The organism is Ruegeria sp. ABV3_008, assembly GCF_056161185.1.
The window spans coordinates 546347-560856 of record NZ_JBSWYP010000001.1; the positions used below are offsets into that span (position 1 = coordinate 546347).

Genomic DNA, 14510 nt, shown 5'->3' on the forward strand with positions numbered 1-14510 from the left:
GATAAGAAGGCGAGAGGCACGAGCAATGCGTGGATTTTTCGGAGGAATGATCGTCGGGGCGGTCGTTGTTTTGATCGTGGGGGTGATGTTGTCGCTCAACACGCCGCTGGCCAATAAGCCGGTGGTCAAGACCCAGGCTCCCGAACCGGTAGATGTGGAAACACCCGAAGCACCGGAACAAATCGCTGAGACCCCGTCGGACGCGGATCTGGTCGAACTGCCGCCTGCTGGGCCGAAACCCGCCGAAGCGCCGGATGAGGCGCTTGATCTGTCCGATCTGGAAACGGTGCCGGACGAACAGCCCATCGTGGCTGAGGCTGGGGACGCGTTGCAGGAGCCTCAGGCCGAAGATCAAACCAGCGTTACCGTCATGACCGACGCGCCGGCTGCGCCTCAGGCACCCAGTACCGCCCCCGCCTTGCCGGAAACAGACGCGGCGCCGGTTTTTGTGGATGAAGCCCCGGAACCCTCTGCCGAGCCAGAAGATGTGGCGACGCTTTTGCCTGAACTGCCGTCGCAGCTTGCACCCGAAGAGGCTGAGCTGGAGGAAGAGAATCCCTTTGAAAACAGCCCAATCGCTGTGGAAGGGGATGAGGACACCTTGCCCCGCAATCTGCCCAAACTTGCCGCACTTCCCCAGATCGGCGGAGAAGACAAGACTTCGACCAACACACTGGTCGGCACGCGTGTTGTGCCCCTGACCGAACGGGACGATGCTCCGGTTGAAACCGATGAAGCGGTCGTAGATGAGATGACCGGAAAGCCGATCGAGGACTATGCTGCGAGCTTTGAGAACCCCGAAGCCAAGCCGCTGATGTCGATTATCCTGATCGATGACGAGGGCTCTTTCGGAGCCGAAGCGTTGCAGGACTTCCCGTATCCTGTCAGCTTCGCGATCAGCCCCTCTGATCCCGACGCCGCCGAGAAAATGGCCCGCCACCGCGCCGCCGGGTTTGAGGTTCTGGCCATGGCCGATCTGCATGAATCCGCCAGCGCGCAGGATGCCGAGGTATCGATGGCCGTATGGCTGGACACGCTGCACGAGACAGTAGGTATTCTGGAAGGGGTCGAAAGCGGAATTCAGGGCAACCGGAAACTGGCCGATCAGGTTGCGTCGATTGCGGCGGCCACCGGTCGCGGGTTGATCACGCAGGATAACGGGCTGAACACGGTCCAGAAACTGGCCGCGCGCAACGGCATCCCCTCTGGCGTGGTGTTCCGCGATATCGATGGTGCGCGGCAGGACCCAAAGATCATGCGCCGTTTCCTGGATCAGGCAGCATTCCGCGCCGGGCAGGAGGGGACGGTTGTAATGCTGGGACGCGTGCGCCCCGAAACGATCTCGGCCCTGCTGCTATGGGGACTTGAGGACCGCGGCAACCGGGTTGCCATGGCGCCGATCTCGGCGGTTATGAAACGCGAAGTTCAGTAGCGTTTCAGCAGAAAAGGGAAGGGCGGTTGATCTTGTGATCAGCCGCCCTTTTTTATGAGTTGCGGTTGCCCGTGAACCGGGCCGCGTCCGCCGCCGCGCGTCTTATGGCGTTGGATTTATGGACCGTTTCCATATATTCGGCCTCGGGGTCGCTGTCGTAGACAACGCCGCCACCGGCTTGAATATAGAGCTTGTGATCCTTCACGATGGCGGTGCGCAGGGCGATGCACATATCCATGTCACCACCGGCGCTAAAATACCCAACACCGCCGCCATAAACGCCGCGTTTTTCAGGCTCCAGCTCATCAATGATCTCCATCGCGCGCACTTTGGGCGCGCCCGAGACGGTGCCCGCGGGCATCCCGGCAAAGAACGCATCCAGCGCGTCTTTGTCTTCGGCCAGCTCTCCGACCACGTTGGAGACGATATGCATTACGTGGCTGTAGCGTTCGATGATGAACTCTTCGGTCGGGCGAACGGTGCCGATCTTAGCAACGCGGCCGGTGTCGTTGCGACCCAGATCCAGCAGCATCAGGTGCTCGGCCAGTTCCTTTTTATCGGCCAGCAGGTCAAGTTCGTTTGCCTTGTCCTCTTCCGGAGTCGCGCCACGCGGGCGCGTACCGGCGATCGGGCGGATCGTCACTTCGCTGCCGAAGACGCGCACCAGAATCTCGGGGCTCGCGCCCACGACCTGAAAGCCTCCAAAGTTGAAATAGAACATGAAAGGCGACGGGTTGGTGCGGCGGAGTGATCGGTAGAGCGCAAAAGGCGGCAGCGGGAAGTCCTGCGTCCAGCGTTGGGCCGGGACGACCTGAAAGATATCACCCGCGCGGATGTATTCCTTGGCCTTTTCGACCGCCTCCATATAGCCGGATTTGGTGAAATTCGACACTGGCGGTGCTACCTCATGCGCGTCCCCAAGATCGCGGGTTTCGGCAGGCATGGCGCGTTCCAGATCACGCACCGCGTCCATCACACGCTCGGCTGCCTGCGCATAGGCGGCCTTCGCCGACTGGCCTTCGGTCACCCACGCCGGGGAGACGACTGTCACTTCGCCCTTTACGCCGTCCAGCACCGCAATGACCGAGGGGCGTTGCATGATGGCGTCGGGCAAGCCCAGCGGGTCGGGGTTCACATCGGGCAGATATTCGACCAGACGGACCATGTCATAGCCCAGATAGCCGAACAGCCCAGCCGCCGCCTGAGGCAGGTCATCGGGCAGGTCGATGCGGCTTTCGGCTAGCAGCGCGCGCAAGTTGTCCATCGGATTGCCGTCTTGCGGCGTGAAGGCTTCGCCATCGAACCGGGCCGAGCGATTCAGCTCGGATTCCTCGCCTCGGCAGCGCCAGATCAGATCGGGCTTCATACCGATGATCGAGTAGCGCCCGCGCACCTCGCCTCCGGTGACCGATTCCAGCACAAAGGCATCTTTCTGCGCGCCGGTCAGTTTCAGCATCAGCGAGACAGGCGTGTCGAGGTCAGCCGCAAGGCGCGTATAGACGACCTGGTTTTCGCCCGCTTCATAAGCGCGCGCGAAGCTTTCATATTCGGGGGTCAGGGCCATTTGGGTCTCGTTTAATAACTCGCCTGCACGGCGTTCAGGGCCTGCTGGTCGACAACCGGGCGCGCGCGGGTTTGGGCGTCGCGCACGTAGGCGTCAAAGATGTTCTGCGCCAGTGCCTGATTCATCTGCGCGGCCAGAGCGTCGCTCAGTTGACGCAGCTCATCGCTTTCGGCCGGGGGCAGAACCTCGTCCAGACGAACGATCAGGGCAGTTCCTTCGCCGCCAATGACCCGCAGGTCGCCCGGCTCCATCTCGAAGACTTCGTTCATGAAGTTTGCAGGGACGTCATCCAGGAACGCAGTCCGCGTCAGCGCGTTTTCCACGCGGAACGGCAGGCCGGTGGCGGTGAAATCGCCATCCGTTGCCAGGGTGGTGACGACAGAATTGGCCTGCTCTTGCAGTGCTTTTGCTGTCTCGGCGGCAATCCAGGCAGCAGCGACGCGGTCACGGGCGCTGTCCAGAGGCTCTGGGCGTGGCGCCAGTTCTTCGTTCAGACGCAGAGCGAAAATCGAGCCGTCTTCCAAGAAGTCGATCTCGGGGAAGTCGCCGTCGCGTACTGCCTCGGCCGCGCTGCGGAAGCCGTCATAGGCGGCAACTTCATCCACACTGTCGCGGGTCCAGTCGATTTGGCCCAGCTCCATGTCGGTTTCCTGGGCCAGCTCTTCGAGCGTGGCACCACCGGCGAGCATATCGTTGATGTCTTCGGATTGTGCTTCGATCAGACGACGCGCGCGATCCGAGGCCAGTTCTTCCCGCAGGGCAGGCTCGGCATCCTCGAACGGGACGTTGTTGGCGGCCAGCGAACCGTTGATGCGGAACAGCGCCGGGCCGAACACGGAGGGCAGAGGGCCAACGACCGAGTCCAACTCCGCTGCAAAGACCTCATCCGCGGCCTCGCCCAGATCGTCGCGGGTTACGTCGCCCAGATCAATGTCGCTCAGCTCAAGCTCGCGTTCGCGTACGAGTTGCTCGAAGGTTGTGCCGCCGACCTCAAGCTGGGCTTTGGCGTTGTTCGCAGAGTCCTCATCCGGGAAGTTCAGGCGTTCGACCAAGCGGCGCTCGGGCTGTTGGTATTCATCGACGCGCTCATCGTAGAGGCGGCGCAGCGTGTCCTCGTCCACTTCAACTGTATCCAGCAGCATTTCTGGCGACAGGATCGCATAGGTCAGACGCTTAGTGCGGGGCAGGGTGAATTGGTCGGTGTTCTCGTCATAGTAGGCTTGGATTTGCGCATCGGTCGGATAGCCAACTGGGGTTTCCAGCGCGTCCGTACCCAAAGTCGCCACGGTAAAGCTGCGGCGCGCGCCGATGTAGTTTGTCAGAGTGTTTGTCAGCGTTGATGGCATTTCGACACCACCGATGATCGCGCCCTGTACGATGGTGCGCGAGGATTCCTTTCGCAGGTCCGATTCGAACTCGGTATCCGTCATCCCGATCTGTTCCAGTTGAAATCGATAGGCTTCGCGGTCGAACGTGCCATTCACGCCCTGAAAGGCCGGGATCGAGACGATCTCGTCTTGCAAGTTCTCGTCACCAATGGACAGGCCCAGTTGACCGACTTCGTTATCAAGCGCGGCCAGAGCGGTCAGGCGGGACAGGGCGAGCTGTTCCAGACCCAGTTCGCGCGCCTGAGACATCTGCAGGGCTTGGCCGGTCTGCGCCTCAACCGCGCGGATTTCGCGTTGAAGCTCACGGACATAGGCGTCGACCGAGATGCTCTCATCCCCGACCTGCGCAACCGTGCGGATGGTGCCAGTCAGGCTAGTGGCGCCAAACCCTGCGAGGCCTACGAACAGAAGGCCCATCAGAATCCAGACAAAGGTTTTCGAGATGCTGTTTTTGCCTGCGGCCATGATGCCCTCTTACTGCTTGCCCTGTTGGTTGCGGCCCTGAATACGACGGGCACCGCCGGGGGGCAAGCTTAGAAGGACAGAGCCTGCAACCGGTCGAACAATTGGACGATCCCGGCGCGGTCTAGATTGGCGAACGCGATGCGCACCTGACGTTTTCCAGCCGGGTCATGATCAGGCATGAACATGGTGCCGGGCAGCAGCAGGATACCGGCCTCAGGCACCAGTCTTTGCGCCAGCTCGTCCGACGGGAGGTCGAAAGGGTGTTCGAGATAGGCGAAATAGGCACCAAGACCCAGCAGGCGCCACCCTTTGGCCTCGAGCTGAGGCACGCCCTCAGCAATCGCGGCGCGGCGGTCGAGGATTTCGTCCCGCTCTCCGGCAAGCCATTGCGACAGGTTCTGCATGCCCCACAGGGCGGCAAACTGGCCGATCTGACCGGGGCAGATGGCGACGGTGTCGAGAAACTTCTCGGCCTCGGCCAGCAGGCTTGTACTGGTTGCAACCGCGCCGACGCGATGTCCGGTCAGGCGGTAGGCTTTGGAGAAGGAATAGAGATGCACCAGCGTCTCGTCCCAGCCGGGCCTTTGGAACAGGTCATGCGGAGGACCACTGCGGCTGTCAAAATCGCGGTAGGTTTCGTCGACCAGCAGACGAATGCCTGCCTCACGCGCGAGATCGTAGAAGGCACTGACCAGTTCAGCCGGGTATTCGACGCCGCCCGGATTGTTTGGGGTTACCAGAGAAATGGCGCGGGTTTTTTCGGTGACCAAAGCAAGCGCCGCCTCTGGGTCGGGGAGCAAATCGTCGCCCGTGGGCAGGTCAATTGCCCGCACGCCTGCCATGTCCAACCACATTTTATGGTTGAAATACCATGGGGTTGGGAGGATGACCTCATCCCCTTCGTCGGTCAGTGCCGAAATTACGGCAGAGAATGCCTGATTGCAACCAGACGTTATGGCGATCTGATCCTGCGAAACCTGTCCCGCATAGTGATTGCTGATTTGCGCGGCCAATTCGGCGCGCAGATCGTGATTGCCGAGCACAGGCCCATAAAGATGGGCGCTGTCTTCGGTCACCGCGAACTCTGCCATGGCCTGCCGCATGGACAGCGGCGGCGGGTCAACCGGCGCGGCCTGGCTAACATTGATCAGGGGCCGGTCATCAGGAAACACGACCCCGTCCAACCAACGCCGCGCCTCCATAACTGGAGGGGGGAAAGTGGACCGAGTGCGTGTTTGGGACATGGCAGAATCTTTGCGAGGCTCTGCCTCGCGCTCCGAGGTATTTTTGAACAGAAGAAGTTAGTCGGTGCCGCGATAAGGCTCGACATATTGCAGGGCCATATCCCAGGGGAAGAATATCCACGTGTCCTGGCTGACTTCGGTGATGAACGTGTCCACCATGGGGCGGCCTTTGGGCTTGGCATAGACGGTGGCGAAATGCGCCTTAGGGTACATCGCGCGCACCAGTTCCAGCGTTTTGCCGCTATCGACCAGATCGTCGATGATCAGAACGCCTTCACCATCGCCCATCAGATTTACATCTGGTGCCTTCAAAACTTCGGCTTCGCCTTGTTCCTGATGGTGATACGAGCGGACGCTGATTGTGTCGACGGTGCGGATGTCCAACTCGCGGCTGACGATCATGGCAGGGGCCATGCCGCCGCGGGTGATCGCAACAACAGCGCGCCACGCGCCATCATCCGGGCCTTGACCATCCAGCCGCCACGCCAGAGCGCGCGAGTCGCGGTGAATTTGATCCCAACTGATGTGGAAGCCTTTTTCGTGGGGCAGGCGGTCTTTGGCGCTCATGTTGTCTTAACCCTTTTCAACGTCCGGGGCATCGACGGCTTTCATGCCAACGATGTGATACCCCGAATCCACGTGCAGATTCTCACCGGTGACGCCGCTGCTGAGGTCAGACAGCAGATACAGGGCCGAGTTGCCCACATCGTCGATCGTCACGTTGCGGCGCAGGGGCGAATTGTATTCATTCCACTTCATGATGTAGCGGAAATCTCCGATGCCGCTGGCGGCCAGTGTCTTGATCGGGCCGGCGGAAATCGAGTTAACGCGGATACCGTCCTTGCCCAAATCTTCGGCGAGATACTTGACCGAAGCCTCAAGCGCAGCCTTGGCGACACCCATCACGTTATAGTGTGGCATGACCTGCTCGGCGCCGTAATAGGTGAGCGTAATGGCACTGCTGCCCTCGGACATCATCTTTTCCGCCCGCTGCATCACGGCGGTGAAGGAATAGACCGACACATCCATAGTTAGTTTGAAGTTTGCTCGGCTGGTGTCGACATAGCGGCCGCGAAGCTCGTTCTTGTCCGAGAAACCAATGGCGTGGACAACGAAATCCAGTTTGCCCCATTTCTCTTCCAGTGAAGTAAACAGAGCGTCGATCGACGCCTCGTCACTGACATCACATGGCAGCACGATTTCACTACCGAGTTGCGCTGCCAGAGGGTCGACACGTTTTTTCAGAGCATCGCCCTGATAAGAAAAGGCCAGCTCGGCCCCAGCGTTGGACAAGGCGCGGGCGATTCCCCATGCGATTGATTTGTCATTGGCCAGTCCCATGATGAGGCCGCGTTTTCCGGCCATCAACTGATTTGACATGATTGGTTCTCCGCCTGTCGTCGCGTTATGTTGCGATGGGTTTATGCCATTGACTGCCCTGCTTCAAGGCCGTGTGGTCTTGCCCGCGGCGGGTAATCGCCCTAGGCTTCCTTCAAATACTTTCCAGGGGATGGAAATGACCGAGCGTGATGGCATTTTTGCTGGCTCCGATCCGTTTGATATAGCGGCGCGGTGGTTGGGTGAGGCCGAACAGAATGAACCGAATGACCCGAACGCGATTGCCCTGGCGACCGTTGACAAAGACGGCATGCCGAACGCGCGCATGGTTCTTTTGAAAGACATCGAGCCGGAGGCCTTTATTTTCTATACCAACTACGAAAGTGCCAAGGCGGCCGAGTTGAATCAGGCTGAAAAAGCCGCTTTTGTCATGCATTGGAAATCTTTGCGGCGTCAGATTCGCGTTCGTGGTATAGTCAGTCGGGAAAGCGGGTCCAAGGCGGATGAATATTATGCGTCACGGTCGCTGAAAAGTCGGCTGGGTGCTTGGGCGTCTAAGCAGTCGCAACCCCTAAGCAGCCGAACGGCCCTGATGGCCGAGGTTGCCAAGGTGACGGCAAAACTTGGATCCAATCCGCCGCGCCCTCCATTTTGGGGAGGATACCGGTTGGTTCCGACTGAAATTGAATTCTGGGCCGACGGCGCATTTCGCCTGCATGATCGGTTCAGATGGCGGAGGGCTGATCCGGGTTCCGCTTGGGAAGTGCAGAGGTTAAATCCATGACGTTCACGTATCGCGAAATGCAACAGACCGAAATCAAAGGTTTTTTTCAGCTTGAATTTGCCTGCCATTGCCATAAAAACCGAAACCTTAACGCACTACTAAATCATTCGATGGGAACACCGTGCCTGAAGACCTGAACAACATGTACCGCGTTCGTGGACACGTAAAATGGTTCGATCCCGCAAAGGGATACGGGTTCGTTGTGTCTGACGAAGGCGGCCCGGATATTCTGTTGCATGTGAACGTGTTGCGGAATTTCGGGCAGAGCTCGGTCGCCGATGGGGCAGGGATCGAGATCATGACCCATCGTACGGATCGCGGTGTTCAGGCGGTCGAAGTTGTTGCCGTTGATCCCCCTTTGCGCGCCGACTCAATGATGTTGGCCGACTTTGCCGAGCTGGATCCAGCGGCGATTGCGGCGGCGCCTTTGGAAGCTGCGCGGGTGAAATGGTTCGACAAGGGCAAGGGATTCGGATTCGCCAATGTGTTCGGTCGGGACGAGGATGTGTTTTTGCATATCGAAGTTCTCCGCCGTTCTGGCCTTGCCGATCTGCAGCCGGGAGAAGCGCTTGCCATGCGGGTGATTAATGGCAAACGGGGCCGCATGGCGGCTCAGGTCTTGGCTTGGGAAGCGGCGCTGGATCACTAACACCATGATGCGGTTTTGGGCTTCTCTGGCAGTATGTGTGACATTTCTGGCAGAAGGCGTGGCCGCCGAATGTCGCTCTGACCGGGTGGAGTTGCGCAACGATCAGACTCATGTCCGGTTTGACGTCGAACTGGCCGTGACCGGCCCCGAGAAATCGCGCGGGCTGATGTTCCGCGAGCACTTGCCGAACCGGTCTGGCATGCTCTTCGTCTACGATCCACCGCAACAGGTGGCGTTCTGGATGAAGAATACACTGATTCCTCTGGATATGATTTTCGTCGACCAAGCGGGCGTTGTGACCCGCGTGCATGAAGGTGCGATTCCCGGTGATCTGACCCCCATTGAAGGGGGTGGCGACATCTTTGCCGTGCTTGAAATCAACGCCGGTTTGTCCGCCCGTTACGGCATTCAGCCCGGCACCCAGATGCGGCACGAAATTTTTTCACAAGCGAGTGCGATTTGGCCCTGTTAGGGCTTTTCAAATCAGATCAGCATCGTTAGGAACAGCGCACGGTCCGGGGCGTGGCGCAGTCTGGTAGCGCACCTGTTTTGGGTACAGGGGGTCGTAGGTTCGAATCCTGCCGCCCCGACCATTTCTTTACTTATGTTGGTGAACCACCCATCGCTTGGTAGAGCGCGCTCAGCGCTTTATCCAGCGTTTTGCTTTCAACGGGAACTTCGACGGTTGCGCCGCTTTTCTGCGGCACTTGAAAGAACAGCCGCGCGTCCACGCGGTACCCGCCTGAGGTCTTGGTTGAGGTCATGCGCATTATGCTCTGCGGCAGATCCTCGGGCGAGCCATCATAGCTGAGAATCAAAAAGGCTGTGGTGTCCGGTGGTAGAAACTCGCGGCACTCATAAGAATTGGCGTCGATCTTCAAGAACGTCTCGCCGGGGCCTTCGCAACTGGTTTGGAAGGTTTCGAACAACCTATCGGGGTAGGCGCTGAATTGAGCGCTACGCGACGCTGTTGGCAATTCTTGTGCTGTGCAGGCCGCGATCAGGGCGCCTATCGGGGCGAAGTGAAGCAACTTCATCGTTTTGCCTGCTCTTTGTTCAATGGGTTGACGCTAGGATATGGCCGAAAGGCCACAACATGATTCCCTGCCAGCTTAGCCAGCACAGGTCTGGATGATCAAACCCGGATAACCATGCTGGTAAAAAAGGCAATTTCATCTGGCCGGTTTTGCGATCGGCGTCGTCTCGCCGTGGATCATTCTGTGGAGGAATCAGATCGCCCAGCACCCCACAGACAGGTCAACACAAAAGATTTCAAAAATGACTTAAAAAGGTCGTTGACCTGATATGCAAAGATACGCCAGATTGTATGGGCCGAATATGACGCCACTACATCTGGTATGAAAGCCGGAGAGGGCGCAGGGCAGGGACGGAACGCACACGACTAAATTTGTGCAACCGCAGCGGCGGTATCGCGCTCATACGGGCAGCGGTTGGTCCTTTGCGTCTGTCAGGTTCGGCATTGCTGGTGGCTTTGCATTTCCCAAGCCGCAGCGAGGGTAGACGGACATTAAAAGGCGGCGGACATGAAGATTGAAAGAAAATTTACCAAATCAGGGCAGGATGCGTATGCGGACCTCGATTTCGTCTCGGCAACATCCGAGATTCGAAACCCTGACGGCACAATTGTTTTTCGTCTGGACAATATCCAGGTCCCCTCAAGCTGGAGCCAGGTGGCCAGCGATGTCATCGCGCAGAAATACTTCCGCAAGGCTGGCGTTCCCAGCAAGCTGAAGAAGGTCAAAGAAAAGGACGTACCCGAGTTCCTGTGGCGCTCAGTCCCGACTGACGATGCCGAGTTCGAAGGTGAAACATCTTCGAAACAGGTGTTTGACCGTTTGGCAGGCGCTTGGGCCTATTGGGGTTGGAAGGGCGGCTATTTCTCAACCGAGGAAGACGCGCGCGCCTATTTTGACGAAATGCGCTACATGCTGGCGACCCAGCGCGCCGCGCCGAACTCGCCGCAATGGTTCAACACTGGCCTGCACTGGGCTTACGGGATCGACGGCCCGGCGCAGGGACATCACTATGTCGACTATAAAACCGGCAAACTGACCAAGTCGAAATCCGCTTACGAGCACCCGCAGCCGCATGCGTGCTTCATCCAGTCCGTCGATGATGATCTGGTGAACGAAGGCGGCATTATGGATTTGTGGGTGCGCGAGGCGCGCCTGTTCAAATATGGCTCGGGCACTGGCACCAACTTCAGCCATCTGCGTGCAGAAGGCGAAGCGCTGTCGGGTGGCGGCAAGTCCTCGGGCCTCATGGGCTTTCTCAAGATCGGCGACCGCGCCGCTGGCGCGATCAAATCAGGCGGGACAACCCGTCGAGCAGCAAAGATGGTAATCGTCGATGCGGATCACCCGGATATCGAGCAATTCATCGAATGGAAGGTGATCGAAGAGCAGAAGGTGGCCTCGATCGTTGCCGGATCGAAGATGCACGAGAAGATGCTGAACGGCATTTTCGAGGCCATCCGCAGCTGGGACGGCGCGCAGGACGATGCGTATGATCCCAACAAGAATGACAGCCTGAAGAAAGCGGTGCGCGAGGCGAAAAAGGTCGCGATCCCCGAGACTTATATCAAGCGCGTGTTGGACTATGCGCGGCAGGGACACGACAGCATCGAATTCCCGACCTATGATACGGACTGGGATTCGGAAGCCTATAGCTCGGTCTCGGGTCAGAACTCGAACAACTCGATCCGCGTGACCAATGCGTTCCTGACCGCTGTTGAGAAAGATGCAGATTGGGAGTTGATCAACCGAACCGATGGCAAGGTCGCCAAGACCGTAAAAGCCCGCGATCTGTGGGAGAAAGTCGGTCACGCCGCTTGGGCCTGCGCCGATCCGGGCATCCAGTTCCATGACACCGTTAACGAATGGCACACATGCCCCGAAGACGGTGAGATTCGCGGCTCGAACCCGTGTTCGGAATATATGTTCCTAGACGACACGGCCTGTAACCTGGCGTCCATGAACCTGCTGACCTTCCTGAAGGATGGTGAGTTCCAGGCGGCCGATTACATGCATGCGGCTCGCCTGTGGACCCTGACTCTGGAAATCTCTGTGACCATGGCGCAGTTCCCGTCGAAGGAAATCGCCAAACTCTCCTATGATTTCCGTACCTTGGGTCTGGGCTATGCGAACATCGGCGGCCTCCTGATGAACATGGGCTACAGCTACGACTCGGACGAGGGTCGGTCGATCTGTGGCGCGCTGACCGCGATCATGACTGGAGTGGCTTATGCAACGTCGGCTGAGATCGCCGGAGAGCTGGGTCCGTTCAAGGGCTATGAGCGCAACGCCGACCACATGCTGCGCGTCATTCGGAACCACCGCCGTGCGTCGCAGGGCGTGACCGAGGGGTACGAGAAATTGGCCGTTAAGCCGGTACCTCTGGATCACGGCAACTGCCCGGACAAGCGTCTGGTCGATCTGGCCATGTCAGCTTGGGACGAGGCGCTGAGCCTTGGTGAACAGAACGGCTATCGCAATGCGCAGGCCACTGTGATTGCGCCCACCGGCACCATCGGTCTGGTAATGGATTGTGACACCACCGGGATCGAGCCGGACTTTGCTCTGGTCAAGTTCAAGAAGCTGGCCGGTGGCGGTTACTTCAAGATCATCAACCGCTCGGTGCCGTCGGCGCTGGAGAAGCTGGGCTATTCCTCGTCGCAAATCGAAGAGATCGTGGGCTATGCGGTCGGCTACGGCACCATCGGCAACGCGCCGGGGATCAACCACACCTCGCTGACTGGTCATGGTTTTGGCCCGAATGAGCTGGCTAAAGTAGACGCCGCGCTGGAGAGCGCCTTCGACATCCGGTTCGTCTTCAACCAGTGGACACTGGGCGAGGATTTCTGCACCGGCGTACTGGGCATCCCGGCGACCAAGCTGAACGACCCGACCTTCGACCTGCTGCGCCATCTGGGCTTTACCAAGGCCGATATCGACGCAGCGAACGACCACGTCTGCGGGACGATGACGCTGGAAGGCGCACCGCATCTGAAGGAAGAGCACTATTCGATCTTCGACTGCGCCAACCCGTGCGGCAAGAAAGGTAAGCGTTTCCTTGGGGTTGATAGCCATATCACTATGATGGCGGCGGCACAGAGCTTCATCTCGGGTGCGATCTCGAAGACAATCAACATGCCGAATGACGCGACCATTGAGGATTGCCAGAAGGCATACGAACTCAGCTGGTCGCTGGGTGTCAAAGCCAACGCGCTGTATCGTGACGGCTCGAAACTGTCTCAGCCTTTGGCCGCAGCGCTGGTCGAGGATGATGATGAGGCGGCAGAAGTGCTGGAAAGCGGATCGACGCAGGAAAAAGCTGTCGTTCTGGCCGAGAAGGTGATCGAGAAGGTTGTAGTCAAGGAAATGATCCGCAGCCATCGTGAGAAACTGCCGCATCGCCGCAAGGGTTATACCCAGAAGGCGATCGTCGGTGGCCACAAGGTTTACCTGCGCACCGGTGAGTTCGAAGACGGCAAGCTGGGTGAGATCTTCATCGACATGCACAAGGAAGGCGCTGGCTTCCGGGCGATGATGAACAACTTTGCCATCGCCGTGTCGGTCGGCCTGCAATATGGCGTGCCGCTGGAGGAATTCGTCGACGCCTTCACCTTCACCAAGTTCGAACCGGCAGGGATGGTGCAGGGCAACGACTCGATCAAGAACGCGACGTCGATCCTGGACTACATCTTCCGCGAATTGGCTGTGTCTTATCTGGACCGCACTGATCTGGCCCATGTGAAACCCGAAGGCGCGAGCTTCGATGATCTGGGTCGTGGTGAGGAAGAAGGGGTTTCGAATGTCTCCGAGATCAGTGACACTGCGGCGTCTAAGTCATTGGAAGTATTGAAGCAAATCAGCTCGACTGGGTATCTGCGGAAACGTCTGCCGCAGGATCTGGCGATGTTCAACCCGCAGGCGGAGCTCAACGGTATGTCCGAACCGGCAGCCGCGTTTGAAGCGTCGGCGGAAACGGCCGTAGCGACCGGCATGGACGCACGGACCAAAGCCAAAATGCAGGGCTATGAAGGGGACCCCTGCGGCGAATGCGGAAACTATACGCTGGTGCGCAACGGCACCTGCATGAAGTGCAACACCTGCGGCGCGACAAGCGGGTGTAGCTGAGTTTAGCGCCCTGGCAACCCGGGGTGCAGGGGTCGGTCGCTGCCTTATGTACCGGCCCCGACGAATACGGAGCGTGGCGCTGAGACTTACCATCAAAGCCATGTTCCACTCGGCCGACATGCCCGTGTTGGCCGGGAACAGGGTGGGGCGGAATATTGCTCCCTCCCACTCTTTCACGGGGCGGGTGCGCTCGCCCCATGCGCAGTCCAGGCCGCAGGCAAAAAAATACCGGGCGGTCAACGAAATGAGCCTGGAAGGCGAAACTGACAGGGGGCTTCGGCCCCCTTTCTTTTTGTCCAACGACCGGCCGCTAAGCTGAGTTTTGCCAGATCACCTCAAAACCGTCGGGCAAGTTCTGCCGAGGCGCGATGGGGGATTTTTGCCCGGCAACAAGCCGCAGAGGCGACTCGGCCAAACACGCGGAGATTGGCGCGAAGTGGCCTCGATCTCGCTATACGGGTGACGGTGGCTCGGTCCTGAGGTTTCT

General features: G+C 58.9%; 11 protein-coding genes and 1 tRNA gene. 6 read left to right on the top strand and 6 right to left on the bottom strand.

Annotation, left to right across the window (positions count from 1 at the left end; translation table 11 throughout):
• The first annotated feature begins 25 nt into the window (after positions 1-25).
• A complete protein-coding gene (locus tag ACXAH8_RS02715; RefSeq protein ID WP_475215852.1) occupies positions 26-1432 on the top strand; it encodes a divergent polysaccharide deacetylase family protein in 1407 nt (468 codons plus the stop codon).
• Positions 1433-1484: 52 nt separating this feature from the next.
• Here ACXAH8_RS02715 and trpE read toward each other — a convergent pair whose 3' ends face one another.
• The 5 genes from trpE to fabI all read right to left on the bottom strand — a co-directional run bounded on the left by trpE (position 1485) and on the right by fabI (position 7473).
• Positions 1485-2996, bottom strand: coding sequence for an anthranilate synthase component I (trpE, locus tag ACXAH8_RS02720; RefSeq protein ID WP_475215854.1), 1512 nt, complete (start codon positions 2994-2996; stop codon positions 1485-1487).
• Positions 2997-3007: 11 nt separating this feature from the next.
• A complete protein-coding gene (locus ACXAH8_RS02725) occupies positions 3008-4849 on the bottom strand; it encodes a SurA N-terminal domain-containing protein (RefSeq protein ID WP_475215856.1) in 1842 nt (613 codons plus the stop codon).
• Between the two features lie 68 nt (positions 4850-4917).
• Positions 4918-6093, bottom strand: a complete 1176-nt coding sequence (locus ACXAH8_RS02730) for an aminotransferase (protein WP_475215858.1) — start codon at positions 6091-6093, stop codon at positions 4918-4920.
• 57 nt (positions 6094-6150) lie between these two features.
• Positions 6151-6660 carry a xanthine phosphoribosyltransferase gene (gpt, locus tag ACXAH8_RS02735; protein WP_170717921.1) on the bottom strand — a complete coding sequence of 170 codons (510 nt, stop codon included), beginning with the start codon at positions 6658-6660 and terminating at the stop codon, positions 6151-6153.
• A 6-nt stretch (positions 6661-6666) separates the two neighbouring features.
• Complete coding sequence (gene fabI, locus ACXAH8_RS02740; protein WP_170458428.1) at positions 6667-7473, bottom strand: enoyl-ACP reductase FabI; 807 nt, start codon at positions 7471-7473, stop codon at positions 6667-6669.
• Between the two features lie 136 nt (positions 7474-7609).
• Here fabI and pdxH point away from each other — a divergent pair, with 136 nt between their 5' ends.
• The 4 genes from pdxH (at position 7610) to ACXAH8_RS02760 (ending at position 9457) form a co-directional block, all read left to right on the top strand.
• The gene (pdxH, locus tag ACXAH8_RS02745; RefSeq protein ID WP_475216270.1) at positions 7610-8215 is read left to right on the top strand and encodes a pyridoxamine 5'-phosphate oxidase; all 606 of its coding nucleotides are present in this window, start codon (positions 7610-7612) and stop codon (positions 8213-8215) included.
• Positions 8216-8336: 121 nt separating this feature from the next.
• Positions 8337-8864, top strand: coding sequence for a cold-shock protein (locus ACXAH8_RS02750; protein ID WP_475215861.1), 528 nt, complete (start codon positions 8337-8339; stop codon positions 8862-8864).
• Positions 8865-8868: 4 nt separating this feature from the next.
• The gene (locus tag ACXAH8_RS02755) at positions 8869-9336 is read left to right on the top strand and encodes a DUF192 domain-containing protein (protein WP_475215863.1); all 468 of its coding nucleotides are present in this window, start codon (positions 8869-8871) and stop codon (positions 9334-9336) included.
• 44 nt (positions 9337-9380) lie between these two features.
• Positions 9381-9457 (top strand) — tRNA-Pro (locus ACXAH8_RS02760).
• 9 nt (positions 9458-9466) lie between these two features.
• Here the strand turns inward: ACXAH8_RS02760 and ACXAH8_RS02765 are convergent.
• The gene (locus ACXAH8_RS02765) at positions 9467-9901 is read right to left on the bottom strand and encodes a hypothetical protein (protein ID WP_475215865.1); all 435 of its coding nucleotides are present in this window, start codon (positions 9899-9901) and stop codon (positions 9467-9469) included.
• Positions 9902-10408: 507 nt separating this feature from the next.
• Between ACXAH8_RS02765 and ACXAH8_RS02770 the strand changes: the two genes are divergently transcribed.
• Positions 10409-14023 carry a vitamin B12-dependent ribonucleotide reductase gene (locus ACXAH8_RS02770; protein WP_475215867.1) on the top strand — a complete coding sequence of 1205 codons (3615 nt, stop codon included), beginning with the start codon at positions 10409-10411 and terminating at the stop codon, positions 14021-14023.
• Positions 14024-14510: the final 487 nt, after the last annotated feature.